The organism is Bradyrhizobium sp. U87765 SZCCT0048 (assembly GCF_018131225.1).
In the GTDB taxonomy this organism is placed as follows: Bacteria; Pseudomonadota; Alphaproteobacteria; order Rhizobiales; family Xanthobacteraceae; genus Bradyrhizobium_A.
Genome location: NZ_JAFCMM010000006.1, coordinates 393,975 through 419,399 on the forward strand (window position 1 = coordinate 393,975; position 25,425 = coordinate 419,399).

25 protein-coding genes are annotated in these 25,425 nt (G+C 66.3%); 8 read left to right on the forward strand and 17 right to left on the reverse strand.

Annotated features, from left to right (window positions below; genetic code table 11):
* Positions 1-14: 14 nt before the first annotated feature.
* Positions 15-488, forward strand: a complete 474-nt coding sequence (locus JQ639_RS31985) for a hypothetical protein (protein WP_211964008.1) — start codon at positions 15-17, stop codon at positions 486-488.
* A 38-nt stretch (positions 489-526) separates the two neighbouring features.
* Here the strand turns inward: JQ639_RS31985 and JQ639_RS31990 are convergent, their stop codons facing one another.
* The 9 genes from JQ639_RS31990 to JQ639_RS32030 form a co-directional block, all read right to left on the reverse strand.
* Entirely contained in the window at positions 527-1,930 is a 1,404-nt protein-coding gene (locus tag JQ639_RS31990) for an amidase family protein (protein ID WP_211964010.1), read from the reverse strand.
* Positions 1,931-2,266: 336 nt separating this feature from the next.
* Positions 2,267-3,244: a Bug family tripartite tricarboxylate transporter substrate binding protein gene (locus JQ639_RS31995; protein WP_211964014.1), complete on the reverse strand. Its 978-nt coding sequence runs from the start codon at positions 3,242-3,244 to the stop codon at positions 2,267-2,269.
* A gap of 100 nt (positions 3,245-3,344) precedes the next feature.
* Positions 3,345-3,545 (reverse strand): hypothetical protein, encoded by a 201-nt coding sequence (locus JQ639_RS32000; protein WP_211964015.1) that lies wholly within the window; start codon positions 3,543-3,545, stop codon positions 3,345-3,347.
* Positions 3,546-4,824: 1,279 nt separating this feature from the next.
* Positions 4,825-7,302 (reverse strand): S8 family peptidase, encoded by a 2,478-nt coding sequence (locus JQ639_RS32005; RefSeq protein ID WP_211964017.1) that lies wholly within the window; start codon positions 7,300-7,302, stop codon positions 4,825-4,827.
* 17 nt (positions 7,303-7,319) lie between these two features.
* On the reverse strand, positions 7,320-8,312 hold the full coding sequence (locus tag JQ639_RS32010; RefSeq protein ID WP_211964019.1) for an AAA family ATPase: 993 nt from the start codon (positions 8,310-8,312) through the stop codon (positions 7,320-7,322).
* 456 nt (positions 8,313-8,768) lie between these two features.
* Positions 8,769-8,933: a hypothetical protein gene (locus JQ639_RS32015; protein ID WP_249122874.1), complete on the reverse strand. Its 165-nt coding sequence runs from the start codon at positions 8,931-8,933 to the stop codon at positions 8,769-8,771.
* Between the two features lie 47 nt (positions 8,934-8,980).
* The gene (locus JQ639_RS32020) at positions 8,981-9,892 is read right to left on the reverse strand and encodes an NAD(P)-dependent oxidoreductase (protein ID WP_211964021.1); all 912 of its coding nucleotides are present in this window, start codon (positions 9,890-9,892) and stop codon (positions 8,981-8,983) included.
* 38 nt (positions 9,893-9,930) lie between these two features.
* Positions 9,931-10,422 carry a hypothetical protein gene (locus JQ639_RS32025; RefSeq protein ID WP_211964023.1) on the reverse strand — a complete coding sequence of 164 codons (492 nt, stop codon included), beginning with the start codon at positions 10,420-10,422 and terminating at the stop codon, positions 9,931-9,933.
* Positions 10,423-10,516: 94 nt separating this feature from the next.
* Positions 10,517-11,191, reverse strand: a complete 675-nt coding sequence (locus tag JQ639_RS32030; RefSeq protein ID WP_211964025.1) for an alpha/beta fold hydrolase — start codon at positions 11,189-11,191, stop codon at positions 10,517-10,519.
* Positions 11,192-11,325: 134 nt separating this feature from the next.
* Here JQ639_RS32030 and JQ639_RS32035 point away from each other — a divergent pair, with 134 nt between their 5' ends.
* The 5 genes from JQ639_RS32035 to JQ639_RS32055 all read left to right on the forward strand — a co-directional run bounded on the left by JQ639_RS32035 (position 11,326) and on the right by JQ639_RS32055 (position 16,309).
* Positions 11,326-12,984 (forward strand): fumarate hydratase, encoded by a 1,659-nt coding sequence (locus JQ639_RS32035; protein WP_211964027.1) that lies wholly within the window; start codon positions 11,326-11,328, stop codon positions 12,982-12,984.
* A 164-nt stretch (positions 12,985-13,148) separates the two neighbouring features.
* Complete coding sequence (locus JQ639_RS32040) at positions 13,149-14,072, forward strand: phosphodiester glycosidase family protein (protein WP_211964029.1); 924 nt, start codon at positions 13,149-13,151, stop codon at positions 14,070-14,072.
* 34 nt (positions 14,073-14,106) lie between these two features.
* A complete protein-coding gene (locus JQ639_RS32045) occupies positions 14,107-14,430 on the forward strand; it encodes a hypothetical protein (protein ID WP_211964031.1) in 324 nt (107 codons plus the stop codon).
* 289 nt (positions 14,431-14,719) lie between these two features.
* Positions 14,720-15,505 (forward strand): Ig-like domain-containing protein, encoded by a 786-nt coding sequence (locus JQ639_RS32050; protein ID WP_211964033.1) that lies wholly within the window; start codon positions 14,720-14,722, stop codon positions 15,503-15,505.
* Positions 15,506-15,634: 129 nt separating this feature from the next.
* On the forward strand, positions 15,635-16,309 hold the full coding sequence (locus JQ639_RS32055) for a DUF429 domain-containing protein (protein WP_211964034.1): 675 nt from the start codon (positions 15,635-15,637) through the stop codon (positions 16,307-16,309).
* Positions 16,310-16,376: 67 nt separating this feature from the next.
* Here the strand turns inward: JQ639_RS32055 and JQ639_RS32060 are convergent, their stop codons facing one another.
* The 8 genes from JQ639_RS32060 to JQ639_RS32095 all read right to left on the reverse strand — a co-directional run bounded on the left by JQ639_RS32060 (position 16,377) and on the right by JQ639_RS32095 (position 22,171).
* Complete coding sequence (locus JQ639_RS32060) at positions 16,377-16,847, reverse strand: hypothetical protein (RefSeq protein WP_211964035.1); 471 nt, start codon at positions 16,845-16,847, stop codon at positions 16,377-16,379.
* Between the two features lie 7 nt (positions 16,848-16,854).
* Entirely contained in the window at positions 16,855-17,286 is a 432-nt protein-coding gene (locus JQ639_RS32065) for a hypothetical protein (RefSeq protein WP_211964036.1), read from the reverse strand.
* A 209-nt stretch (positions 17,287-17,495) separates the two neighbouring features.
* A complete protein-coding gene (locus JQ639_RS32070) occupies positions 17,496-18,551 on the reverse strand; it encodes an aspartate-semialdehyde dehydrogenase (RefSeq protein ID WP_249122875.1) in 1,056 nt (351 codons plus the stop codon).
* 263 nt (positions 18,552-18,814) lie between these two features.
* Positions 18,815-19,342: a hypothetical protein gene (locus JQ639_RS32075; protein WP_211964037.1), complete on the reverse strand. Its 528-nt coding sequence runs from the start codon at positions 19,340-19,342 to the stop codon at positions 18,815-18,817.
* 131 nt (positions 19,343-19,473) lie between these two features.
* Positions 19,474-20,043: a hypothetical protein gene (locus JQ639_RS32080; protein ID WP_211964039.1), complete on the reverse strand. Its 570-nt coding sequence runs from the start codon at positions 20,041-20,043 to the stop codon at positions 19,474-19,476.
* A 75-nt stretch (positions 20,044-20,118) separates the two neighbouring features.
* Positions 20,119-20,676 carry a hypothetical protein gene (locus JQ639_RS32085; RefSeq protein WP_211964041.1) on the reverse strand — a complete coding sequence of 186 codons (558 nt, stop codon included), beginning with the start codon at positions 20,674-20,676 and terminating at the stop codon, positions 20,119-20,121.
* A 147-nt stretch (positions 20,677-20,823) separates the two neighbouring features.
* Positions 20,824-21,159 carry a GIY-YIG nuclease family protein gene (locus tag JQ639_RS32090; RefSeq protein WP_211964043.1) on the reverse strand — a complete coding sequence of 112 codons (336 nt, stop codon included), beginning with the start codon at positions 21,157-21,159 and terminating at the stop codon, positions 20,824-20,826.
* 94 nt (positions 21,160-21,253) lie between these two features.
* On the reverse strand, positions 21,254-22,171 hold the full coding sequence (locus JQ639_RS32095) for a LysR substrate-binding domain-containing protein (RefSeq protein ID WP_211964049.1): 918 nt from the start codon (positions 22,169-22,171) through the stop codon (positions 21,254-21,256).
* A 325-nt stretch (positions 22,172-22,496) separates the two neighbouring features.
* Here JQ639_RS32095 and JQ639_RS32100 point away from each other — a divergent pair, with 325 nt between their 5' ends.
* Both JQ639_RS32100 and JQ639_RS32105 read left to right on the forward strand, forming a co-directional pair.
* Entirely contained in the window at positions 22,497-24,062 is a 1,566-nt protein-coding gene (locus JQ639_RS32100; RefSeq protein ID WP_349644661.1) for a porin, read from the forward strand.
* A gap of 113 nt (positions 24,063-24,175) precedes the next feature.
* On the forward strand, positions 24,176-25,390 hold the full coding sequence (locus JQ639_RS32105) for an MFS transporter (RefSeq protein ID WP_211964051.1): 1,215 nt from the start codon (positions 24,176-24,178) through the stop codon (positions 25,388-25,390).
* The last annotated feature ends 35 nt before the right edge of the window (positions 25,391-25,425 follow it).

A 25,425-nucleotide genomic window follows, 5' to 3' on the forward strand; every position in this document is an offset into this window, starting at 1 on the left:
CAATGGAGACATTCATGCCGAACATGATCGTCAAGGTGCCGGAAGGCGTATTCGATGAAACCGCCCGCGCTGCGCTCGGCAAGGGCCTTCACGCTGCGGCCAAGGCCGTCGAAGGGTGGGGCGACGATCCGCGGCAGGAGATCCTCACCTGGGTGCTGGTCGAGGAAGTGAAGCAAGGCTGTTTTTTTGCGGGCGGCGCGGACCAGACCTCGCGGTTCATCCCGGTCATCGTCTTGCTGTATCCTCCGGCCGGCGTCATCGATGAGGCAGGACGCGCCGAGGCCGTTCGGCGCATCCATCAAGCAGTCACGGATGCAAAGCCCGCCGATGATCCACGCCGGGTCGCGACCTCGATCATGGTCCGGGATGTCGCCGACGGCACCTGGGGCGCGAGCGGCGAGATCTGGCGGCTGCCCGATTTCGCGCGCGCTGCCGGATACAAGCACCTCCGGCATCTCTGCGCGCCGATGGCGACAGGCATCGCGTGAGGCGCCGTCCACGGCGGGCGGCGTGCCGGCGCCTGTGCTTACGCCGTCACCGGATCGATCGGCGACGGCGGCGTGCCGCCGGCCTCGATGGCTTCGCCGGCGGCGAGGCAGAGGTCCTCGCGGTAGCGGCCGGCGACGATCTGCACGCCGACCGGCGTACGCCCGACGAGGCCGGTCGAGACCGCAAGGCCCGGCAGGCCGAGCAGCGGCAGGCCGATCTGCGTCATCTGCGCCCGCCACACCCGCGCGAAGGTGGCATCGTCCCGCGTATCGAGATGGTTGGCGAACGGCAGCTCCGCCGACACCGGCATGACGATCACCGGATAGCGCTCGAGCAGCAGCAGCCAGTCGCGCAGCAGCGTCGCGCGGCGGCTCAGCAGCTTTGAGAAGCTGGCGAAGTCGAGCTTGCGGGCGTTGTCGCGGTGGTTGCGCAGCACATGGATGGCGGCGGGATCGCCCTCGCGCTCGGCGGCGGCGACCATGCCGTCATAGCCGTCGGCGAGCCACAGCAGCGTCTGCAGGTCGGCGGCTTCCGCCAGCGGCGGCGTCGCCGGCAGCTCCTCGACGATCCAGCCGGCGTCGGCGAGGCGTCTGCCGGCATCCAGCACGGCAGCCCGGACCTCGGGGGCGACCTCGAGGCCATCCGGCGCGGGCGTCAGCGCGGCGCGCTTCTCGACCGGCGGGCCTTCGAGCGGCGCGGGCACCCACCACGGATCGCGCGGATCGCGCGCCGCCATCGCGGCCAGCGACAGGCGGATGTCGGCAATGGAGCGCGCCAGCGGGCCCGACACCGCGCCGAGCTGGCCGCCGATCGAGCGCTCGGGTGCCGTGGCGTTGAACGCCGGGATGCGGCCGAGCGTCGGCCGCAGGCCATGCACGCCACAGGCATAGGCGGGATAGCGGATCGAGCCGGCGATATCCGAGCCGTGGCCGATCGCGCCGATGCCGGCGGCGACGGCTGCGGCCGCGCCGCCCGACGAGCCACCCGGGGTCAGCGATGGGTCGCGCGGGTTCTTTGTCTCGCCATGGATCTGGTTGGAGGTGAACCAGCGCAGCGAGAACGCCGGCGTGTTGGTGCGGCCGATCAATACGGCGCCGGCCTTGACGAGGTTGTCGACCACCGGGCTGCTGGCCTTGGCGACGAGATCGCGCTGCTGCTTCAGCCCGTTGGTGGTGGCGTAGCCGGCCTGGTCGACGTTGACCTTGATGGTGACGGGCACGCCGGCCATGGCGCCGGCGTCCTCGCCGCGCTTGAGCGTCGCATCGATGGCGTCGGCGCGGGCGAGGGCTTCCTCCGGGCGATGCTCGATCACGGCGTTGATCGCGGGATTGACGGCATCGAGCCGCGCCAGCGTCGCCACCGTCGCCTCGCGCGCCGAGACCTTGCGGCCGCGGATCTCCGCCGCCAGTTCGGTCGCCGTCAGTTGCCAGAGTTCAGCCATGTCGTCCCCGCATCTCAGTGTGGTCTCGGTCTTGGGTTGGAGCGGCAGTATCGCGGCGCGGGGCGGGCAGGGCAAGATGGCCGGACCGCATGCGGCTGTGGGCCCCGGGCATCGGTCGGGCGCTCGCGGGCGATCGCAGGACCTGCAGTCCGAATGGTCGACGAGGGCCGTGGAGAACGAGGCGGTTGGTCACAGGATGCGTCGTTGCCGGGCTTGACCCGGCAATCCAGCTTGCGCGCGATGTGACGAGACCCAGGTCGGAAACATCCGACCTGGGTTGTCTCGGGGCTACGCGCCGGCCCGGTGATGACACAGAAAATGCGGAAGCGTGTTGGCTCACTCCATCGTCGCGCCGGACAGCTTCACCGCGTCCTCGGCGCGTTTCGCTTCCTCGACGAGAAAAGCCTGCATGCCCTCGGGCGTCGCGCCGACGAGGTCGACGCCGAGCGAAGCAAGGCGCTCCTTCACCGCCGGCTGCTTCAGTGCGTCGGCGAACGCCGCGCTCCATTTGGCGACGATCGCCGGCGGCGTGGCCTTGCGCGCCAGCACGCCGAACCACGACTTCGACGTGAAACCCTTGACGCCGAGCTCGTCGATGGTCGGCAGGTCGGGCAGCAGCGGAATCCGTTTTTCGTTGGCCACCGCGATCGGCCGCAGCGTGCCGCCCCTGAGCTGCTCGGAGACGTTCTGCAGGTCGCCGAGCATGGCGTTGACATGGCCGGCGACGAGATCGTTCATCGCCGGGGCGCTGCCCTTGTAGGGCACATGGACGATGTCGATGCCGAGCTTGCGCTTGAGCACTTCGAAGCCGAGATGGTTGGACGACCCCGAGCCGAACGAGGCGAAGGTGGCACTGCCGCCCTGGGCCTTCGCCCAGGCGACGAACTCGGGCAGCGTCTTCGCCGGCACCTTGGGGTTGACCACGAGAATGTGCGGACTGAGCGCGAACAGCGACACGCCGGTGAAGTCGCGGTCCCACACATAAGGCTTTGTCGGCAGCAGCAGCGGCGAAATAAGAAAACTGTTGGAAGCCGCGAGCAGAGTGTAGCCGTCGGCGGCGGCCGCTGCCGCGGCCTGGCTGCCGATGGTGGTGCCGCCGCCGGGTTTGTTCTCGATCACGACGGTCGCCTTCCACTGGGTGCCGATGAGATCGGCCAGTGTGCGCGTGATCAGGTCGGTGCCGCCGCCCGACGCGAACGGCACGATGATGCGCACCGGGCGCGACGGATAGTCGTCGGCGCGGGCCGTCAGGGGCATGGAGGCGGCGAACGCGAGGGCGGGCAGGCGGACGAACGAACGGCGGGACACGGGCACGGGCGGTTCCTGGATCGAGACGGCGGCCCGCGGCTGCGGGCGCGCGCCATCTTGTCCAAAGCCGCGATGGCTTGCAATCGGCCGGCCCGCTGGTCCGTGGTCAGGCCGCGCGTCGACGGCCCGCGTGCGGAGCAGCGCCGTGCTTGGCGATCCATTTCGGCCCGGGGCCGCGCATGTAGTGGCGCGATGGATCGTAGGTGCCCGGTTTGCGGCCGGTGACGAATGTGGTGAGCGCCTGGGCGGCGGCACCGAGCGCCTGCCGCAAGGCAGACCCGACGACGAACACGGCGTGTGGGACCATGATGCATCTCCTCGACCTGCCAAGACTACGCCGGGGACGCATAGGGATGCGAGACGGGCGCGATGGCCGCGGCATAGGCGGCGCATAAAGAGCCTGATGGCCGATGCCCCGGGGGCCGTCGCCCTTCGAGGGCCGCGCGGTGCGCGGCCGCCTCAGGGTGACGGGAATAGGCTCGGGATGTTCGGCTGGTGTCGATGGCAACCGCGCCCTTCAGCGGAGGCATCTCGGTGATGCAAGGCCTTTACGTCGTCCCGATGCCTCTCTCCGCCATTCCGATGCCTCTCCCCGTCATCCTGAGGTGCGAGCGTCAGCGAGCCTCGAAGGATGGACGGCCGATGCGTTGGCCGGACGGAACGTGCCGGCGACGATGGTGCATGTCGTCGGCGTGGGGGCCGTCGCCCTTCGAGGGCCGCGCGAGGCGCGGCCGCCTCAGGGTGACGGGAATAAGTTCGGGATGTTCGGCTGGTGTTAATGGCCGCCGCGCCTTTCGGCGGAAGCATCTCGGCGATGCAAGGCCTTCACGTCGTCCCGATGCCTCTCGCCGCCATTCCGATGTCTCTCCCCGTCATCCTGAGGTGCGAGCGTCAGCGAGCCTCGAAGGATGGACGGCCGATGCGTTGGCCGGACGGAACGTGCCGGCGACGATGGTGCATGTCGTCGGCGTGGGGGCCGTCGCCCTTCGAGGGCCGCGAGAGGCGCGGCCGCCTCAGAGTGACGGGAATAAGTTCGGGATGTTCGGTTGGTGTTAATGGCCGCCGCGCCTTTCGGCGGAAGCATCTCGGCGCTGCAAGGTCTTCACGTCGTCCCGATGCTTCTCGCCGCCATTCCGATGTCTCTCCCCGTCATCCTGAGGTGCGAGCGAAGCGAGCCTCGAAGGATGGACAACCGCTGAGCGACCGCGCGGGCCGTCGCCCTTCGAGGGTCCCGCTCCGCGGGACCACCTCAGGGTGACGGATCACATCGGTCGAACGCGCGGATCACGTCAATGGGACTTCAAGCACGTGGTGCCTCTCGTGGCTCCGCAGCGCATCTCCAAGGCTGGTTACCTTCCGTTAGAGATACCAGAAACCGTTATGCAAATCGCAGATACTGCCGAGCCAATTTGATCGGCGGCAACGTTGCGACTCCTCATCAGGCGGGACTATGACGCACGCCAGCGATTAGAGAGCGGCCTTCAGCGAGACGGGAAGCGTGAAGGTATTTCTCAGATGCTCGACATAGTAGCCGCGCATGCTCGACGGTGCTCGCTCGTGCTCGACACCGGGGCGGCCACTACCCCCTAAATTTCGATCGGAACGTCGATGCCCACCTGCACAGCAACAGGCGTGTAGATGTCGATCTCTTGGCGTGGCGTATAGATTGAGACGACCAGAGAGTACCGCACCGAGCGACCGTAGCGTTCTTCCTTTTTTCGAGTCCGCCACCAACCCAGCGTCGGGTGGATGGCAATATATCCGCGACGGGCCAGCTCCGCTGCGCTCCCGTGCCAGGTGTTGGAATGGATAGAGCCATTGGTTGGCTTGCCGGTGCCTAACTCCCAATAGCCGGTCTCACCCGCGTGGTCTTCGTCGTAGTCCTCGTCACGGTCGTAGGTGTTGATGCGTAGCTTGAACTGTTCAAGCGTTTCAGTCGGTCTGATGACCTTGAAACGGAGCCCGTGTGATGGGTATCCGTATTTCCGGTCCCAGCCGCGCTCGCCTGGGCTGGGCTCAATGAAGTAGGACAGCGTGACACGCATCTCTATGGGGGTGTCGAGCGGGAGTGCCTCCAACGCCTCTCGCGGCCAGGGCAAGTGGTGATATTTAATATCACTGCTCTTAATCGAGCTGTCTTCCTCGTCGAGGAAGAAAGGCTGAATAGTGTCCTCAGCTACCAAAGTCAGATTGTTCTGTGCGCTATAAAACAGCGTTTCTGGATCTGGCACACCGTAACCAAAAGTACGCAGTAGTCGGGTGGTGTCCATCGAACCGTCCTCGTACTTCGCTCGCTCACGCATAGCGTCCGTCCAACGCGCGCTGTGGACCATGAATGCCCTGATGGTTTCGGGGCGATAGTCCGGGTAGCGGGCCGCGAATCTGCAAGCCAGATTAGCGGCAAGAGCCGTCGCAGCGCTGGTGTCTCTAAATTCGGCGAGAGGTGGTCGACCTGCCTCAAACACGGAATTGGTTGTCAGCAACTGCAACTCGGGAAGGAAGTCGGGATCTGTGCCATCTGGTGGCGCTCCCATGTTTCCTGCCTCCATTACGATGTCTGGCTTCAGCGGCGTCTTGTTGGAGCGCGGCCAAGTAACTGACGTTGTGCTACTTGGCGCCAAGTCACCTTGGGCTGCCAAGGCCGTCCAGCCTGGGCTCCTTTCAACGTCGATGAACGCGCGATTGGTGTATCCGCCGACCGTCAAGGCATTCCAGGCCTGCGCCGGATCGTGCACAGAGGAAGTTTCGTTGGAGGCGGGGTAGTCCGCCCTGTCGTCCAGTCCGGTATTGCCTGCCGAGATCAGGATCATTCGGGGGGTGTCGTTGATCGCCCCAAAAGCCAGGTTGTCGATCGCAGCCGACCAGGAGGACGGTCGTCCGCGGTCGAGGCCGTCGGTCGTGGTGATGGCCATACAGTAGACCTTCCGACGAGTAGCGTCGACTTCAAGGCGGGATACGCCCTCGATGGTCACGGCTCCGTAGAGGTCGGGGTCGTGATGATCGGTTGGATGGATAAGCTTCAATGATTGGAGGCCGTGCGTGAGTTCGATCGGCCCATCGCCGTCCAAAACTGCCGTGAGGTCTCCGTATAGCGCGAGCCCGGCCATCTGAGTGCCATGGCCGCCTTGATTTCCGTCGTGAGCGCCCCACGCCTGCTTGAGCGTCTGCGTATCCGCATCGCTAATGATTTGTGCCAGGAGAGGGTGACCACGGTTCACGCCAGTGTCGAGCAAGCCGACTACCGGCGAGTTGGTCGGCGGCGGTGTGAGTCCGGCGAGTGTGTCTTCGATTTCAAGTGTCTGTTCTTCGGCGTCGCGAGTCGAGTAAAGATCTGCAGTAGCTTTGGCTTTCCGGACTTCGGCTGTGACCCCGAGTACATCGGCACTGCGCGACAGTTGTTCGGGGGTGCCGCGGACGAGAACGATGGTCCGGTCAACAAATCTCAACTCATTCGAGATGATTTGATAGCCAAAGTCTTCGGCGGCTTCCTGTAAGCGGGTGAGTGGGTCTTGGGCGCCTTCCTGCGTTGCCCGTAGCCAGACTTCCCACACGAAGTCAGAATTGGCGGCCGGAAACAGCGCCGGATCATCGGTCCACAATTCGCGCAACGTGGCCAACTTGATGTTGGCGATACTTTCAACGAGCTTCTTGTTGTCCCGCTTTCCGGGGACTGCATTCCGGTAGGCTTCCAAAACCGATACGAAGCGCGTGATCTTGTTGTCGGGTACGATAACGGTCGCAACCGTTCGGTTCTGCGCATCGGTTATGACCGAAAGCAGCTCAATGCCGCTCTTGCGTAGCTCAAGGCTTTCAAAAGCGAGGGGAAAGTTGGAGTCGCTTTCAAAAGACAGGATGATGCCCGGTGACTCGTAGAATCCGTTTCCCGCCTGAACGGGAAATTGACCCCGTTGTGCGAGTGCGGCATCAAGGGCGCCACGCAAATGCGCCGCATGCGTGGGCCGCACGCGATCGGGCAGGCTGAACTTAGGAGAATGCCCACGGGTCGCCGTGTAGCGGGCAGTTTCCGCAGGAGCGTCCACTAATAGGTGCGGATAGCGAGGCATTCAAAAATGGATGTGAGTTATTTGACTGGCTTCCTGTGCGCCAGGACACTTTTGCGCTCTAAAATCGCGGCAGTCAGATCCTTGCTGGTCAACTCCCGACGTTCAATCAGCGCGTGCTTGATGGCGTCGCTAGCGGCGCGTGTAACGTCCGCGTAGCTCAGCCCCCTGGCCCTTTTGGCCAACGTGTCCCATTTCACGGCATCTGCAATCCTTCTTGATGTAAATTTGAACTTGAGGGCTTCAATGATCTCTTTCTCATTGGGCAGCGAATACTCGACGATATCGTCGAACCGTCTGAAAAGAGCTCTGTCCAAAATAGTTGGATGATTGGTCGCGGCAATGATGAGGCTGTCTGACTCATCTTGCTCGACCATTTGCAAAAAGCTGTTCACGACTCGGCGGATTTCGCCAACGTCATTACTCAGGCCACGTTCGGAACCAATGCTATCGAATTCGTCAAACAGGTAGACGGCGCGGGTTTGCGCGATGGCATCGAAAATCAATCGCAGCTTAGCGCCGGTCTCGCCCATATAACGTGTGATAAGCCGATCAAGACGAACCACGAAGAGAGGCAGCGACAATTCACCTGCAATAGCTGACGCGGTTAAGGTCTTTCCAGTGCCTGGGGGGCCGACGAGCAGGAGCTTCTTACGAGGAGCTAAGCCATGCGCGCGGATATCGCGAATTGTCTTATGTTCGCGAACGACTCTTTCCAGAATGGTTTTGGTTTTAGGGCTTAGTACAAGGTCGTGCAGACGCGTGTGCGGATAAGTGACCGTTAGGAGGTCGGCTATCTCGCCACGGGGGCGTGCAAGAGGAATGGGCGAAGGGCCCGGAGAGGGCACTCTTGCGCGGGATTTGTCGATAAGATCGCGCAGCTCTTCCGCCAGCTTGCCGTGTCCGCTTCGCGCTTCTCCAGCAGCGATCTGCATGGCGATCGAATGAAACTGACCGGCATCGCCCTCGGCGTATGCTTTCAAAAGCGCCTTCAATTGGTCTGCGCTGGCCATGGGACGTACTTTGCTGCTCACTCCGCGAGTCTACCTTCAGGTTGCAGATTCTGGCAACCGCTACGAATTCGCGCACCGAGGGTTTGGTGAACGAGTGTGGTGCGGGCGGCCGGACTCGAACCGGCACAGGCCTTGCGGCCCCACGGATTTTCTTACCACTTCGGCTTTCGCCGCCGCCCGTCCGGCGTTCGTGGTCTGGACTATCCTTAACCTGGCGATGTCCGCTGTAGGTGCTGCCCGTCTAGCCTTCCCCCTGGCGGGGGCTTGGCTCGGGATTGCCAGTGAAGGCTTCCCCGATTTTGAGCAGTTCTGCACCTGGGGTTTCCCCCAGGGCACTCAATGGTTTAAGTCCGATGCGTCTACCAGTTCCGCCAAGCCCGCATCGGTCTATCTATACGGCGCAAATGCCCTTTCGGCAAAGAGAATACAGTCGATTCCGCACGCGCTTTGAGCGGCTTAGCGCAGGTTTTTCAGCTCGCCTCGGCGGATTTCCGCCACTTCCTTCTTTGGCGGCTTCTTCTTCCTGGCGTTGATGGCGCTGGCGTCCAACACGTCCTTCAGGTGGGCGGCATAGTACTTCTCGATCATCTCGACGCTGTTCCGGCAGTTCTTGGCCAGCATGTAGATGTCGGCGCCCTCCAAGCTTAGGAATTTTAAGTCGTGAGGTTCTAGCCCTTCACAATCCGCCGGCAATGCTCCAGCGCCGCATGCACGAGGTTTTCGCCGGCCTCCGGGGTACGAAACGCCGAATGCGCCGACAGCGTGACGTTGGGCAGTTGCGTCAGCGGATGGCCGGCGGGCAGAGGTTCGATATCGAACACATCGAGCCCGGCATGGCGCAGGTGGCCGCTCCGCAGCGCATCGATCATCGCGGCTTCGTCCACCAGCGCGCCGCGCGCGGTGTTGATGAGGATCGCACCCGGCCGCATCGCGGCGATGCGTTCGCGGGACAGGAAGCCGCGGGTCTCGTCGCCGAGCAGCAGGTGCATCGACACCACATGGCTGTCGGCGAGCAGCCGTTCCAGCGGCACGAAGGTGACGCCGCGCACGGTCTTCGGCGTCCGGTTCCAGGCCAGCACCTTCATGCCGCTGCCCGCGGCGATGCGCGCCACCTCGGCGCCGATGCCGCCGAAGCCGATCAGTCCCAGCGTCTTGCCGGTAAGTTGCATGCCGTCTTCGCGCAGCCAGTTGCCGGCGCGCATGGCGCGGTCCATCAGCGCAAGGCTGCGCGCGGCCGCCCACATTAGCGCGATGGCGCATTCGGCCACCGCCGTGTCGCCATAGCCCTTGATGATATGCACGGAGATGCCGAGCGCGGCCAGCTCTTCCGGATTCATGTAGCTGCGCGCGCCGGTGCCGAGAAACACGACATGCTGCAGCGTCTTGCACTGCCGGGCGATGTCGGTCGGCAGATACGTGTGGTCGATGATGGCGATGCGCGCGTCGGCCAGCACCGCAGGCAGCGCCTGCGGCTTGACGTCGGCGTCACGGTTGATCCGCACCGAGGGATCGTCGTCGCGGAACTGGCGCTCGAACTCCAGCGCCAGCGATTCGTTGGCATCGACGAATACGGCGACCATCGGAAAACTCCGGTTGGGCTAATCGGCAGGGCGCCCCGTCAGCTGTCGAGTTCCCGCGACACGCTGACGGTGGTGCCGGCCTTGCTGCCGGTGCAGCGGATGTCGAGGCGGCGGTAGCGCGTGGCGATGGTGTCGCCGCGCAACAGGCCGATGCGGCCGATGCAGCGGGCGATGCCCTTGCGCACGTCGTCGCGCGGAATGGTGAACACCAGTGCGGCGGCCTGGGAGGTGAAGCCGTAGAAAGCGTCCGATGGCTTGCGGCTCGCGGTGGCCGCGAACACCTCGTTGGTGACGTTGCGGCTGCGGCAGCCGAGCGAGGCGCGGCTGACCGCCGGATGCTTCAGTGCGATGGCGTTGGCACTGGTGGCGCCGACGACGAGGCCGTCGATCTGGCCGGTGAGCTGTTTGGCGAGGTCGTCGCAGGCATCCGCATGCGCGGTGGTCGCCGCCGCCAGCGGCAGTCCGCAGATCGTCATGGTCAGCGCCGCAGCGGCGATCGCCGCGCGAAGCCGTCGAAAAGTCACCGTCATCATCACAGCCCCTTGCGCCGCATTAAAGCACGAACGCCGGCGCCCGGCAGCGCTTTTTCGTGGTCCACATGGGCGGCGTGAACCTTGGCCTTCGCTACAGCGCCGCGGCGAGGCGCTGCAGGATGGCCAGGATCTCGTCGGGGGCGTGGCGGACGATGTCGTGGCCGCAGGCGATGCTGTGCACCTCCCACGCCGGATCGTCCCTGAAGCGCTCGTATTGCTCGGTGAACGGCGTCGCTTCCCAGTCGCTGGCGTAGACGAACAGCCGTCGTGGAACCGACTGCTCGCGCCCGGACAGCCAGATCTCCTGCAGGAACGCGGCGATCGGGTGGGGCGCGCAGCGGCGGTCGAGACCGTCGGGCGGCGTCACGCCGATGCCGTCGCGCCGCGAGCGGTCGAGCGCCAGCCGGCGATAGCCGTCGCCTGCGAGGTCCCACCACGACTGGCCGTCCTCCGGCACGAAGGCGTCGAGATAGACCAGGGCGGCGATGCGCTCGCACGCCCGGTCGGCGACCCCGGTCGCGACCATGCCGCCATAGCTGTGGGCGCACAGCACCACCTCGTAGAGGTCCTCGACCGTCAGCAGTTCCTGGACGTCGCTGATATGCGTCTCGAGGTTGATCCCGCCGGGCGACTGGCGGCTGCCCTCGTCGAGGCCGCTGAGCGTCGGGGTGTAGACGTCATGGCCATGCCGGCGCAGCGTCGCGGCGAAGCCTGCGAACGCCCAGCCGCCGTGCCAACCCCCTGGGATCAATACGAAAATCGCCATTCCGCGCTCCCGCGAAAGTGGATGGGCAGGGCGCCGCGGCGGGTCGGCGCCGCTGTTGCACCCGCCCGATGTGGTGGTCTATCAACCCTCTCAAGACTGCCAGCCTGTCGCAAGCCAGCCAGAGAGAGCCGACCATGAACGCCCCCGCCAAGGTCCCCGCCGTGCCGCCCTACAAGCACACCCCGCTGTTTCCGCTGGGCAAGGACGAGACCCCGTACCGGAAGATCTCCTCGGACGGCGTGCGTGTCGAGACCGTGCTCGGCAAGGAGATGCTGGTGGTGTCGCGCGAGGCGCTCAAGGCGCTGTCCGAAGCCGCCTTCGTCGACATCAACCATTATCTGCGCCCGGGCCATCTCAAGCAGCTGCGCAACATCCTCGAGGACAAGGAAGCCAGCGACAACGACAAGTTCGTCGCCTTCGACTTCCTCAAGAACGCCAACATCGCCGCCGGCGGCGTGCTGCCGATGTGCCAGGACACCGGCACCGCCATCATCATGGGCAAGAAGGGCTCGCGCGTCATCACCGAGGGTGACGACGAGGCGGCGCTCGCCGAGGGCGCGCGCGACGCCTACCTCAAGCGCAACCTGCGCTACTCGCAGGTCGCGCCGCTGTCGATGTTCGAGGAGAAGAACACCCAGAACAACATGCCCGCGCAGTGCGAGATCTACGCCGAGGGCGGCTCTTCAGAAATAGATTCGGCCTACAAGTTCATGTTCATGGCCAAGGGCGGCGGCTCGGCCAACAAGAGCTTCCTGTTCCAGGCGACGCCATCGATCCTGACCCGCGACCGCATGCTGGCCTTCCTGAAAGAGAAGGTGCTGACGCTGGGCACCGCGGCGTGCCCGCCCTATCACCTCGCCATCGTCATCGGCGGCACCTCGGCCGAGCTGACCATGAAGACCGTCAAGCTCGCCTCGGCGCGCTATCTCGACGCGCTGCCGACGCAGGGGTCGGCGGACGGCCATGCCTTCCGCGATCTCGAGATGGAGCAGGAAATCCTCAAGATGACGCAGTCGCTCGGCGTCGGCGCGCAGTTCGGCGGCAAGTACTTCTGCCATGACGTGCGCGTCATCCGCCTGCCGCGCCACGGCGCCAGCCTGCCGATCGGCCTCGGCGTGTCTTGCTCGGCGGACCGTCAGGTGGTCGGCAAGATCACGAAGGACGGCGTCTATCTCGAGGAGCTCGAGCACAACCCGTCGCAGTACCTGCCGGATGTCGAGGGCGCGCTCGGCGGCGAGGTCGTGAAGATCGACCTCAACAAGCCGATGAAGGATGTGCTCGCCACGCTGTCGCAATATCCGGTCAAGACCCGCCTGTCGCTGACCGGCACCATGATCGTCGCCCGCGACGCCGCCCATGCCAAGCTGCGCGAGCGCCTGGACAAGGGCGAGGGCCTGCCGGAGTACTTCAAGAACCACCCGGTGTACTATGCCGGCCCGGCGAAGACCCCGGACGGTTATGCCTCCGGTGCGTTCGGCCCGACCACCGCAGGCCGCATGGATTCCTTCGTCGACCAGTTCCAGGCCGCCGGCGGCTCCATGGTGATGGTGGCCAAGGGCAATCGTGCCCCCGCGGTGCGCGAGGCCTGCAAGAAGCACGGCGGCTTCTACCTCGGGTCGATCGGCGGCGCGGCGGCGAACCTCGCCGAGCACTGCATCAAGAAGGTCGAGGTGGTGGAATATCCCGAGCTCGGCATGGAAGCGATCTGGCGGATCGAGGTCGTCGACTTCCCGGCCTTCATCATCATCGACGACAAGGGCAATGACTTCTTCAAGGAGCTGAACCTCGGCTGATCGCCGCGGTATCCGCCTGCCGATCCGCTGGGGATCGCCGAAATGATGCCCGCGTGACGCCATGGTTGCATCGCCATCCCGTCACGCGGCCGGAGATATGATCCGGCCGTGGCCGACTCATGAGGGGCGGGGCGATGCGGTTCGCGGTCAGGAGTCTCGGTGGGGTGGCCGTGCTGGCCGCGGTCGCCGGCCTGTGGGTGTTCGTCGGCCTCAGAGGGCCGCTGCCGCTGGTCCGCAACGATGGTGCCTACTGGCTCGCGGTGACGCCGACCAGCCCGCTGCTCACTCCGGCGATGCGTGTCGCGCTGGCCAGCAACGCCGCGCCGACGCCGGGTCGCCTCGACTGGCAGGCCATCGACGAAGGTTTTGAGATCGCCGACCTGCCGGTGCTGATGAACGGTGCGGCGGTCGAACACCTGCTGCTGGCCCGCATCGATCCCGCACGCTTTCGCTTCGTCGCCCACAACGCGGTGTCCGGACCGCGCGATCTCGATCACTGGCTGGCGAAAACCAGCGCGGCGCTGGTGGTCAACGGCAGCTTCTTCTCGCGGCACAGCGAGCCGGCGACGCCGTTCCTGAGCGGCGGCACGCTGCTTGGGCCGAAGGTCTATGACGCGCGCGCCGGCGCCTTCGTGGCGTCGGCGTCGTCAGCCCGGGTGTACGACCTCGCCGGCACGGACTGGCGCGCCGCCTTCCAGGGCGCGACCGACGCCATGGTGTCGTATCCGCTGCCGCTGTCGAACGGCACGAGCCGCGTCACCAAGCCGTCGCGCTGGCTTGCGACGCGCAGCTTTGTCGGTCAGGATGTTGCCGGTCGCATCATCGTCGGCACCACGACCGATGCGTTCTTCTCGCTGGCACGGCTCGCGCGCTTCCTGCTCGATGCGCCGCTCGACCTGACGATCGCGCTCAATCTGGACGGCGGCCCGGTCGCCTGCCAGGGCGTCGCATTGAACGGCGTCAGGCGCAACAGCTACGGCCGTTCCGAAGCGCGGGTGGAAGGGGACGAGGTGCAGGTGCTGGTGAGCCTGCGACACATTCCCGCCCAGATGCCGGTGGTGCTGGCCGCAGTCCGGCGGACATCGTGACGGCAATGCGTGTGCAGAGGATGATCATCACGCCATGAAGACCTCTCTCGTCGTGTTCGCCGCCGTGGCCGTAGCGATGCTCGGGCAGGTGATGCCGGTGGCTGCGGGCGGCTGCCGCGACGACATGCTGACCGCGGACCAGAACGTTCGCCGGAGCCAGAAGGGCCTCGACAACGCCGCCGGCGATACCGATGGTGCGCAGTGCACCGCCTATCGCCGCCACATCGATGCGCTTTCGGAGCTGCGCAGCGTGATCGCGCGCTGCGATCGCGGGCCCAACCAGTCGCGCAACGTGCAGGACGTCGACACCCGCATCGTCACGCTGGCGCCGCGCATGCGCGAGGTCTGCAAGCCCTAGCGTGCGGGCGTTGCGGCCCGCGGCCGCCGCCAGCAAAGGCCGGAGCCTGTTGCGCCGCTGAACCTTTCCCTCAGCCTCTCCGACAGATCATCGGGTCTTCCCGCGCCGTTATGCATGCCTTAACCGCATGTGCAGACCGGCGCGAAAGTGCCGTGGGTTGCACGGATTGAGACGATTTTCCGTGGAACTTGTGGAACATTCCCAGGCCGCTGGCAGGGCCGGGACACCATGCCGCGAACGAACGATCCGATGGCCGCCGATGTCCGGTGCCCGAAGGGAGTGATCGATCTTGCGCTTCAGTGAATTGCCGCGGGCTGCCCGGCCGGCCCGCATTGCCAGTCCTGCATTCCATGTCTGGTCCGCCGCCATCGCGACCGCCTGCGTCGCGCTCGTGCTGCTGTGCGCCCTGGTTCACGCCGCGCGGGCGCAGACCGAGGTGGTGGCGCTGCGCACCACGACCACGTTGACCTCGTCGTCGCCGACCGCGGCGTCGGGCGACGCCATCACCTTCACCGCCCGCATCGAGGCCGATCACGGCGCGGTGCCCGGCGGCTTCATCGATTTCTTCGACGAATCGACCATGCGCTGGCTTGGCCGTGCGCCGGTGGGTGCGCCGGCGGTCACGGTGTCCGATCTCGTCCCCGGCGTGCATCCGGTGCGCGCCCATTACACCGGCACCAGCGATTTCATGCCGTTCATCGCGCTGCCCAGTTCATCGCAGGTTCTGGTGCAGCAGGTTCAGGCGCGGCCGCGCCTCGAAGTGTCGTCGTCGTCCAATCCGGCGTCGCCCGGCGAGCCGCTGACGCTGTCGGCGACGGTGGTCACGCCATCGGGCACGCCGACCGGCATGGTGACATTCCGCGACGGCGATCATGGTCTGATGGCGCGGGTGCGGCTCGACCACAGCGGCCATGCCAGCTTCGTCACCGCGGCGCTGCCCGGCGGGCTGCACACGCTCAGCGCCGAATACGAGGGCGATGGCCGTTTCGCCGGCGCAACCGCGACGCTCCGCGTGGAGATCGCAGAGCGCGCCGCGTCGTGGTCGGTCGGCAGCGCATTCCTCGGCAGCGACTGATCCCCGCGCGCCAAGCGGCGGGTTGCCGGCGCACTGCTTTCATGGACATGCGCGACCCCAGCCTGCTTGTTGCCGGCCTGTCAGCGCGCGCGTGGTTGACGCGAGCTGCGCCGCTTTCCATGGTGGCGCATGACCACCTTCATCGGACTCGATGGTTTCCGCCGCGGCTGGGTCGCTGTTGAGATCGCGCCGCGCCGCCGGAGCCTGTTTTTCTGGCCGCAGCTCGATGCGCTGTGGGCGCGTGGCTTCGAGCGCGCCGCCATCGACATGCCCATTGGTCTGCCGGACGCGGGCGAGCGCGCCTGTGATCGCGCGGCGCGCATTCTGCTGCGGCCGCATGGCTCACGCGTATTCGGTGGCGCGCGCCGCGGGCTGTGGGCGCACGGCTCACAAGCGGAGGCTAACCGCGTGCTCAAGGCGCGCGGCGAGGCTATGGTGTCGGCGCAGCTGTGGAATCTCGGGCCGAAGATCATGGAGGTCGATGCGGCGATTACGCCAGAGCGCCAGCGCCGCGTCATCGAGGCCCATCCCGAACTGGTGTTCTGGCGCCTCAACGGCCACACGCCGCTGCCGCGCAAGAAGGACGCCGACGGCCTTGCGCTGCGCCGCGCGCTGCTGCTCAGCGCCGGCTTTGCCGCGCTCGACGACTGGCTCGACCATGCTCGGATCGGCACCGGTGCGAAAGCGGACGACGTGCTCGATGCCTGCGCCATGGCGATCGCCGCCCGCGACGCGCGTGCGAGTTGTCCCGAGGGACCAGCGCCGCGTGATACCCGCGGTCTGAAGATGCAGATCTGGTATTGAGGCCGACTTGTCAGGTCAACGGCTGGCGTCGATCAGGCTTGAGGGGCTGTGTTGATGAGCCGGTGTCCTAGCCGCCGCCAAGCGCGACAAGGGCGAGCAATGTGACGGCATGAATTCTCCGCTCAGGGAGTTCGTAGTTGCGTTTGAAGTCAATATGCATGCCGAAGTTGGCGATGGGATCGAAAGTAAAGCCGGCCTTCTTCTTTTTCTGGAAATTGAGCCACCAATACTCCTCAACGAAGCTGGTCTCCCACACAATGCCGTCGTGCAACGCTATTGAAATATCCTCCGGCGCTGTATTGGGGGGTGACGTGGGGATGGGGTCCTTGTTCCGCAGCGCCCAATACGTGCCGTCAACTTGCTGGCAAAAGATCGTCCACGATTTTCCATAATACTTGAAGCGACTTTCGTCGAGCTGTCCGAAATGTTGCTCGATGCTCTGCTTCAATGTGCCGACGCGATCACCCTCCGCGTAGGTGAATTCGATCCAGCCCGATCGATACGGGCACTCCAGAAGACCGATGAACTGCGTGTCCATGTTCGATCTACGCTCGCATCGCAAATGACGAGGCGCCCAGCACGATACACAGAAGCCCGGCGATCATGATCGCGGTGGAGATGCGGAGCAGGCGCATTTCCGAGTGGTAGCGGTCGAGCAGGTCGTGAATGAATCTGGGCTCGTCCAGCACTGGATAGTCGATCCGCAAGTATGTTGAGGCAATTCCCAGCGTCGCAACAAACAGAAATGCAATTGCTCCGGCCGTAAACGCAATGACCGGTAGATGCCCGGGTATGTGCTCTTTCGTGAGAAAAAACACGAATGTCGAGCAGAACGAGATCAGGATTCCTGAGAGCGTGACCATCATGTTGGCGGTCACACGGATCCGATCTCGATTCTTCTCGATCGTGTCCATGATTCTGGCCGCCGTGATCCGCTCCGGCGGCTCGAAATGCTGGTTCACGACTGTCACAGGCATGCCGCGGTCTCGTCTTTGTGCTGACGTCCCGTGGCCATGCTAGCTGATTATTCGGGCCTTTCGTCCTAGATTTTTGTGAAATGAACGCGTCGCGGCGGGCGCGCGAGGACAGGAAGCAGAGCCGAGCGCCGCCTGTCCCGCAGCCATCTGTTTCGAATGGTCTTGGCATAGGCCGGCCGCAGGCTTCACCCGCGGCCGGCATGACACGCTCACCGTGCCAGCAGCCGCTCGGCGATCTGCACGGCGTTGAGGGCCGCCCCCTTGAGGAGCTGGTCGCCGCACACGAACAGCGCGAGGCTGCGGCCGGAGGGATCGCCGAGATCGGGGCGGATGCGGCCGACGAGGACGTCGTCCTGGCCGGAGGCTTCCGACGGCATCGGGAAGTGGTTGGCGACGCGGTCGTCGACGACGCGCACGCCCGGCGCGGCGGCGAGCAGCTCGCGGGCGCGGGCGGGCGTCATCGCCTCGTCGAAGGTGACGTTGATCGCCATGGCGTGGGCGCGCAGCACCGGCACGCGGATGCAGGTGATTCCGATCGGCAGCTCCGGCGTGTCCATGATGCGGCGCGTCTCGGCCACGACCTTCAGCTCCTCGCCATTGTAGCCGCTGTCGGTGTCGACCTCGGCGTTGTGGCTGAACAGGTTGAAGGCGTAGGGGTGCGGCAGCACACGCGGCGTGAACGCCTCGCCCTTGAGATAGGCGGCGGTGGATGCGCGCAGCTCTTCCATCGCCGCGGCGCCGGCGCCGGACGCCGCCTGATAGGTCGCGATGTTGAGGCGGCGGATGGGCGCTGCGCGGTGCAGCGGCGCCAGCGCCACGGTTGCGATGGCGGCGACGCAGTTCGGGTTGGCGATGACGCCGTGGTGGGCGGCGATGACATCGCCGTTCACCTCCGGCACCACCAGCGGCACCTTCGGCTCCATGCGGAAGGCCGAGGAGTTGTCGACGACGACCGCGCCGGCGCGCACGGCCGTGCGGGCATATTGCCTGGAGATGCCGCTCCCGGCGGAGAACAGCGCGATGTCGACACCGGCGAAGCTGGTCTCGGTCAGCTCCTCGACGACGCGGTTGTCGCCCCGGAACGGCAGGGTCTTGCCGGCGGAGCGGGCGGAGGCGAGCAGGCGCAGGCCGCCGAGCGGGAAGTTGCGTGCGGCGAGGCAGGTCAGCAGTTCGACGCCGACGGCGCCGGTGGCGCCGACGATGGCGACGACGGGGGCAGCCGGCATGCGGCGGGGCGAGGCAGCGGAATCAGGGGAGTTCGGCATAGGTCTCTCTCTCGGTCAGGGGGACGGAGAGAGACGGGGTCTGTGGTTCGCGCGTGCCCCATCCGTCTCCGGTTGGGGCTTTGGCTGGGATCAGACTTGCTGCGACAACCGCGCGAGCACCAGCGAACGCCCCGTCGAAACGGTCGTTTTGGTGGTGGTTTTGCTGGTTTTCATCGCAAACATGGCGTGCTCCCTATCATGGCCGCCCGCCGACGGCAATGGCCCGGGGCGGGGATTTCGCCGACCGGGACGGTCGTCGTCGGTCAGCTGCGGTAGAACCGCCACATCCGCAGGAAGGTGGCGTGAACCTCCTCGGCCGGCTGGTCGAGCGGCTCGACGTTGACCAGCACCCGGCCGTCGCGGTCGAGCCGCCACGGCCGGCGCATCAATTTCCGGTAAAGCGGCTGGCGCCGCCAGTCGGCGACCAGCGCGCTGGCGAGCGGCGTGCTCAGCGTGATCTGCAACTGCTGGGAGATCATGGCGCGGTCGGCGATCGGCACGAGGTCAATGCGGGCGATGGCGCGCCAGCGCACGAGGCCGAGCGCCTGGACGAAAATGCCGTACTGGTTGGCGCCGATGATCGGCCGCCCGGTCTCCAGCATCGGCAGGTTGTGGTAGGTGAAGCCGGCGATGGCGGCGGCGAACGGCAGCCAGTACCACGCCCGCGTCAGCCACGCAGCGCCGACGAACAGCACGGCGACCGCGGCCGTCACATAGATCGGGAAATACGTGTCTTCGCGACTGTAGGTGACCGAGTAACCGCCGACATTCTCTTCGTTCAATGGGCCCATGTGAGCGCTGCACCCGCACTTGCGAGAGAGAGCCCGGCACGGTCAAAGCTAGGCGATCTGGCGGCAGGTGCAACCGGCGATAACGTCGCGGAGCCACGAAATCGCGCCCGGGGGACAGTCTGCGGGCGATCTCATGCGCCGGCGCGGACCCCCGCGGCGACGGCGCGGGCGCGCATGCGCGCCGGATACCAGCGGGTGAACCACACCGCGGCGACGAAGGCGGCGACGGTGAGGGCGATGCCGATCCACAGCGGCACCTGCGGCAGGTAGAGCATGATCACGTCCGCCAGCACCATCACCGCGAAAGCGCCGGCCCAGCCCCAGGTGATCACGGCGTTGACTGCGAGGAAGGCCGGCAGCGCGGCGATCTCGGCCGGGACCTGCTCGCGGGCATACTGCAGCGTGAACGGCAGGCGGATTGCGATCGAGATCAGCACGATGGCGAGCAGGCCGGTGTCGACCGCGAGCCGCACGCCGAGGATGCTCCAGGCCGACGGCACCAGCGTGACATAGAGGCCGAGCGCGCCGAACAGCACGGCGGTGCCGGCCTCCAGCACCTTGACCGACTTGCCGCTTGCGAGCTCGCGCACCACCAGAACCACGGCGATGGCCGCGCCGGCGAACAGGGCGATCTGCGCGCTGGTCGAGCGCATCAGGATCGCGAACGCGATGAACGGCGAGAAGCTCAGCAGAATGCCCATGGCGAAATCTCCCTGATGGCGTGTTGTGTCGTGTGTTGTCGTGTCGTGGCGGAGTGACGAGGGCGTCGGCCGCGCTCAGGCCTGCATCTGGGCGGCGCGCGCCCGGGCGCGCTGGGTGTACCACTTGGTGAACTGCACCGCGGCGTTGCGGCTGGCGAAGGTCGCGGCGACGCCGATCCACAGCGGTGCGCTCGGCCACCACACCGAGACGATGTCGGCGACCAGCATTAGCACGAACGCGCCGACCCACGCCCAGGTCAGGATGTAGTTGGTGCGCAGGAACGTCGGCATCGCCATCACCTCGGGGGCGACTTCCTCGCGGGCGTACTGCAGCGTGAACGGAAAGCGCAGCGCGATCGAGGTCAGCGCCACCAGCAGCAGCCCGGCGCTGATGCTGACGCGGATGGTCGCGGGCGTCAGTCCGCCATCGAGCAGCACCATGGCGAGGCCGAGGCCGCCGAGCAGGACGGCGGTGGCGATGTTGAGGATCTTGGCGGAGCGGCCGCGGGCGCGCTCGAACACGATCAGCGCGAGGGCGACGCCGGCACCGCCGAACAGGCTGACCGTCACGGTGGCGATCCAGCTCAGCACGCCCAGGGTAAGGAAGGGCAGGAAGATGATGAAGAACAGCATGACCGGTTCGTCCAGTATCTTTACGATGTAAAGATGCTAGCCTGCCGGCGGATCGATCGCAAGCAAAATCTTTACAGTGTAAAAATGGAGCGTGGTCGGGTCGCTGCGGCGGCCGTCAGGTGGGAGAGAAGCCGGTGGCGCCGGCGGTCAGATCGGCCGGGCATCCAGCGCCTGCCGCCAGTGCGCGGTGCGCTCCTTGAGCGCGATGGCGCGCACATAGGCCGGCGCCTCCTCGTCGAATTCCTCCAGGATCTCAAAGCTGAAGGCGTCCGCGCCGTGGTCGCGCCAGGCGGCCTGCAGCCCGGCATCGGCCTGGCCGCCAGTGCGCAGGGTGAACCAGATGCGGTTCTGGATGGTGTCGAGATTCGGCGAGCCGCCGACCCAGACGGCACCGGCCGGCGCGCAGCGCACGGCGAATACGCCGACCATCGCCTTGCGCTCCTTGTAGGCCATGATCGCGGCCCGTCTCGCTTCGCCCTTCATGCTCGTCTCTCGCACCCCATCGAAAGGCGAGGGGATAGCAGGCCCGGGGAGGCTCGTCAATATTATCCGGGTAATATTTCGAGGAGCGTGGGGTCTATGGCGTGCGGACCGCGAGCCGGCTCTCGATGAACGCCGACAGGCCGGCGATGAAGGTGCGCACGGTCCGCGTCAGGGAGCGGCGCGACGGGTAGAGCGCGTAGACCGACACCGGATGCGGCTGCCAGTCCGCCAGCGGCGCGATCAGCCGGCCATGGGCGATGTCGTCACGGCACTGCACCGCCGGCAACCGCGCGACGCCGAGGCCCTTGAGCGCGGCCTGGTAGATCAGCTTGAGGCTGTTGGTGGAGAATTTCAGATCGACGTCGAGGTCGTGCTCGGTGCCGTTCGGGCCATAGAGCTTCCAGCGCGTCGCGTAGCCGTCCGCATTCCAGCCGATCGCCTCGCAGTTCGCCAGATCCGACAGCGTCAGCGAACGCGGCGCAGCGGCGAACAGCGTCGGCGCGGCGACCAGCACGTAAGGCACGGCCATCAGCTTCTGGCAGATGATGTCGGAATCCGGCAGCGCCTCGCGCGACGGCTGGATCACGAGATCGTAGTTCTCCATGTTCGGCGCGAACTGGCCCTTGGCGATGTCGAGGGTGACGCGGACATCGGGATAGTCGACGGCGAAATTGGTCGCGAACTCGCCGACGAACATTTCCGTCAGCACCTCGGGGCAGGCGATGCGCAGCTTGCCGCCGGGATGTGCGCTGCTGCTGTCCTGCGCCAGCGCCTTCACGCTCTCCCATTCCTCGCGGATGCGCTGGCCGCTGCGCATGATGCTGAGGCCGATCTCGGTGACGGCGAAGCTGCGCGGGCCGCGGTTGATGAGTTGCACGCCGAGCTGGCTTTCGAGATCCTCGATCCGCCGGCTGAGCCGCGATTTCGGGATTCCCGTCCTGCGGCTGGCGGCGGAGATGCTCCCCGCTTCGACAACCTCGGCGAGCAGCGTCAGATCGTCCACGTTGCCCATTCAGCCTCCGGCGATGGTCGAGCGTCCTGAAATCGAAACGATGCATTCTAACTTCAGATCTCGACACCTTGCATGAAAAATCTGAGCTTGGCGGCGCGTTCGCATCTGTGCGGCGCAGGCGCGAAGCGATCGTCCGCAAGAGTCGCGACGCCGGGAATGCCAAGGACGAGTGGCGCACGTCGCCGGCCCATCATCTCGCAAGCATGAAGCGGCGCGCAGGCGCGCGCCGCACGGGACCGGCTTTGCTCCAACGCAAATCTGACGCCGCACAACCTGCCCTTGTGCGAACGATGACCTGTGGGCAGCTGGAGGGGGAATGACGATGATGAAGCAATTCGCGTACGGCCCGGCGGCGGGCCTTGCGCTCATGAGCTGCGCGCAGGCGGCCGATCTGCCGGTCAAGGCGAAGGCGGTCGAATACGTCAAGGTGTGTTCGCTGTACGGCGCGGGCTTCTATTACATCCCGGGCACCGACACCTGCATTCGCATCGGCGGCGCGATCCGCCTCGACACCGCGTTCAACGGCGTGACGTTCGACACGCCGCTGTGGCAGGGTGGCACGGGCGGCGCCAACGCCTACAACCGCAACTACTTCAACACCCGCGAACGCCTCAACCTGTTTCTCGACACGCGCACCGCCACCGACTACGGCGTCGTGCGCACCTACGCCAACCTGCAGTTCGATTTCATGCAGGCGCGCGAGAGCATCGCCGGCGGCTATCTCGCGGTCGACTGGGTGTTCATCCAGTTCGCCGGCTTCACCTTCGGCAAGGCGGTGTCGCAGTTCGATCCGCAGTGGGCGCTCGCCAAGCCGATCATCTCGTCGGGCGTCAACGCCGGCTCGAACGACGCCACGGGCATTCCGCAACTCGCCTACACCGCCGCGTTCGGCAACGGCGTGTCGGCGACCATCGGCCTCGAGGACGCGCAGCCCTATCGCTCCGCCGGCGTCGTCAATGCCAGCTTCGGTCTGCTCGGTCCGTTCGGCGCCAATGTCGCCGCGAGCGGCCTGCAGAACGGCTTCTACGGCGCTGCCGCCAACACCTTCCTCGGCAATGTCGAAACCGGCGATCATGTCCCCGACATCGTCGCCAACGTGCGTCTCGACCAGGCATGGGGCACGCTGCACGTCGGCGCCGCCGCCCATGAAGTCCACGGCACCTATTACACCAGCTCCAACAGCGACACCGGCCATCCGTCGTCGGCCTGGGGCTATGCCTTCACCGGCGCGTTCGAGCTGAAGAACCTGCCGACCGGCCTCGGCGACAGCCTCAAGGTCGAGGCGACCTATGCCAAGGGCGCTGCCAAGTACGTGTTCGGTGGCACCGCCGATCTCGTCGGCGGCGGTCGCTATGCCAAGATCGGCTCGGGCGCAGGGACCGGCGGCAGCATGGCCTTCGGCTATGTGCTCGACGGCGTCTACTCCGGCACCACCGCGGCGAACGGCTCGGGCATCGATCTCAGCAGCGCGTGGGATGTCAGTGCGTTCTACGAGCACTACTGGACGCCGGCGTGGCGCACCTCGCTGTTCGGATCGTACACCGCGATCAACTATGGCACGTCGGCCAACGCGGCGCTGCTCGCGGCGGCGAACGGCACGGGATTGCTGTCGAGCACGGTGACGACGCCGCCGGTCACCACCGGCTCGTTCAACGGCACCAACACCGGCAACTTCAACTTCGCGATCGCGCAGGTCGGCACCCGCACGGCATGGATGCCGGTGCAGAACCTGACGTTGTCGGCGGAGTTCGTCTACAGCCGCCTGATCCAGAACCAGAGCGGCATCTACACCGCCGGCGCCGGCATCCCCGGCGTCGTCGCCGGCACGACGTATGAGATGAAGAACCAGAATCTCTACAACGGCGGCGTTCAGATCCTGCGCAGCTTCTGATCGCGCAAGGCTGAACCGGAAAAGGCAAAAGGGCATCGCTGCTCCTCCGGCCGCGGGCCGGGGGAGCCTGCCATGCAGGGACGTCCCGGACGGGGCGCGAGGGGTGAGGAGGAATGTCGTTGACATACGCACGGGTGTGGATGCTGTCGCTGTGTTTCGTCGTGGTGCTGCTCGACGGGCTGGACACCAGCGCGGTGGCTTTGGTCGCGCCGGTGCTGGCGCGGCAGTGGGGGATCGCGCCGGCGGCGCTGACGCCGGCCTTCGTCGCCACCAGTGTCGGCGCCGTCGTGGGCTATGTGGCGTGCGGGCCGCTGGCGCAGCGGGTCGGCCTGCGTGTGGTCGGGGTCGCCAGCGTCGTTCTGTTCGGTGTCGGCACCTTGCTGACGGCGCTGGCCGGCGATGTCGCGGTGCTCGCGATCATGCGGTTGGTATCGGCGGTCGGGCTCGGCGGCGCGCTGCCGGTCGCGGTCACCGTGGCGACGACGCAAGCGTCCGAGAAGACGCGGACGACCGTGGCGATGCTGGTGGCGACCGGGCTGTCCGCGGGCGGCGTGGTCGGCGGCCTGATCAGCGGGCCGCTGATGGTCCGCTTCGGCTGGGCATCGGTGTTCGTCGTCGGCGGCGTGCTGCCGCTGCTGTTGCTGCCGGCGTTGTGGCGCATGCTCGGCAGCGCCGACGCAGCCCATGGCGCGATGACGCGGGCAGGCGGGCACGGCACGCTCGGTGCGCTGTTCGCCGACGGCCTCGCGGCAGCGACGGCGCTGCTGTGGGCGTTCGCGTTCCTGATCTTTCTGGTGAGCTACGCGCTGCTGTTCTGGATTCCGACGCTGCTGGTCGCGTTCGGCTTCGCGCCGACCGATGCCCCTCTGGCGGCGGCGGCGTTCGGCGCCGGCGGCCTCGTCGGCAATGCCATCGTGATGCTGCTCGTCGGCCGGGCCGGCATCACGCCGGCGCTCGCGGCGGCGGCGCTTTGCGCGCTCGCCTGCATCGTCGCGATCGGCTGCGGGCTCGTTCCGCCGGCATTGCTGCTGCTCGCGATCGGGGCCGTCGGCGCCGGGCTGATCACCGGCTGCGTCGGCCAAAGCGCGCTCGCAGTATCGTTCTATCCGCCGGCGCTGCGCACCACCGGCGTCGGCTGGTCGGCGGCGAGTGGGCGCATCGGTTCGATCGTCGGGCCGGCGGTCGGCGGTGCGCTGCTGTCCATCGGCTGGCCGGCGCGCGACATCGTGCTCACCGCCGCGCCGGCGGTGATCGCCGCGATCTTCGCGCTCGCGGCGTTGTCACTCGCCGGACGCCGTGTCGCTCCCGCCGGCATCGCGCAACGCTGAGCCCGCCACAACCAGAAACGTCTCCAGGAAAAGGA

What these genes read in the sequence shown, in the direction of transcription:
- JQ639_RS31985 (WP_211964008.1), top strand. Translation starts at nt 15, where the DNA reads ATGCCGAACATGATCGTCAAGGTGCCGGAAGGCGTATTCGATGAAACC.
- JQ639_RS31990 (WP_211964010.1), bottom strand. Translation starts at nt 1,930, where the DNA reads ATGGCTGAACTCTGGCAACTGACGGCGACCGAACTGGCGGCGGAGATC.
- JQ639_RS32000 (WP_211964015.1), bottom strand. Translation starts at nt 3,545, where the DNA reads ATGGTCCCACACGCCGTGTTCGTCGTCGGGTCTGCCTTGCGGCAGGCG.
- JQ639_RS32005 (WP_211964017.1), bottom strand. Translation starts at nt 7,302, where the DNA reads ATGCCTCGCTATCCGCACCTATTAGTGGACGCTCCTGCGGAAACTGCC.
- JQ639_RS32010 (WP_211964019.1), bottom strand. Translation starts at nt 8,312, where the DNA reads ATGGCCAGCGCAGACCAATTGAAGGCGCTTTTGAAAGCATACGCCGAG.
- JQ639_RS32015 (WP_249122874.1), bottom strand. Translation starts at nt 8,933, where the DNA reads ATGCTGGCCAAGAACTGCCGGAACAGCGTCGAGATGATCGAGAAGTAC.
- JQ639_RS32020 (WP_211964021.1), bottom strand. Translation starts at nt 9,892, where the DNA reads ATGGTCGCCGTATTCGTCGATGCCAACGAATCGCTGGCGCTGGAGTTC.
- JQ639_RS32025 (WP_211964023.1), bottom strand. Translation starts at nt 10,422, where the DNA reads ATGACGGTGACTTTTCGACGGCTTCGCGCGGCGATCGCCGCTGCGGCG.
- JQ639_RS32030 (WP_211964025.1), bottom strand. Translation starts at nt 11,191, where the DNA reads ATGGCGATTTTCGTATTGATCCCAGGGGGTTGGCACGGCGGCTGGGCG.
- JQ639_RS32035 (WP_211964027.1), top strand. Translation starts at nt 11,326, where the DNA reads ATGAACGCCCCCGCCAAGGTCCCCGCCGTGCCGCCCTACAAGCACACC.
- JQ639_RS32045 (WP_211964031.1), top strand. Translation starts at nt 14,107, where the DNA reads ATGAAGACCTCTCTCGTCGTGTTCGCCGCCGTGGCCGTAGCGATGCTC.
- JQ639_RS32055 (WP_211964034.1), top strand. Translation starts at nt 15,635, where the DNA reads ATGACCACCTTCATCGGACTCGATGGTTTCCGCCGCGGCTGGGTCGCT.
- JQ639_RS32060 (WP_211964035.1), bottom strand. Translation starts at nt 16,847, where the DNA reads ATGGACACGCAGTTCATCGGTCTTCTGGAGTGCCCGTATCGATCGGGC.
- JQ639_RS32065 (WP_211964036.1), bottom strand. Translation starts at nt 17,286, where the DNA reads ATGCCTGTGACAGTCGTGAACCAGCATTTCGAGCCGCCGGAGCGGATC.
- JQ639_RS32070 (WP_249122875.1), bottom strand. Translation starts at nt 18,551, where the DNA reads ATGCCGAACTCCCCTGATTCCGCTGCCTCGCCCCGCCGCATGCCGGCT.
- JQ639_RS32075 (WP_211964037.1), bottom strand. Translation starts at nt 19,342, where the DNA reads ATGGGCCCATTGAACGAAGAGAATGTCGGCGGTTACTCGGTCACCTAC.
- JQ639_RS32080 (WP_211964039.1), bottom strand. Translation starts at nt 20,043, where the DNA reads ATGGGCATTCTGCTGAGCTTCTCGCCGTTCATCGCGTTCGCGATCCTG.
- JQ639_RS32085 (WP_211964041.1), bottom strand. Translation starts at nt 20,676, where the DNA reads ATGCTGTTCTTCATCATCTTCCTGCCCTTCCTTACCCTGGGCGTGCTG.
- JQ639_RS32090 (WP_211964043.1), bottom strand. Translation starts at nt 21,159, where the DNA reads ATGAAGGGCGAAGCGAGACGGGCCGCGATCATGGCCTACAAGGAGCGC.
- JQ639_RS32095 (WP_211964049.1), bottom strand. Translation starts at nt 22,171, where the DNA reads ATGGGCAACGTGGACGATCTGACGCTGCTCGCCGAGGTTGTCGAAGCG.
- JQ639_RS32100 (WP_349644661.1), top strand. Translation starts at nt 22,497, where the DNA reads ATGAAGCAATTCGCGTACGGCCCGGCGGCGGGCCTTGCGCTCATGAGC.
- JQ639_RS32105 (WP_211964051.1), top strand. Translation starts at nt 24,176, where the DNA reads ATGTCGTTGACATACGCACGGGTGTGGATGCTGTCGCTGTGTTTCGTC.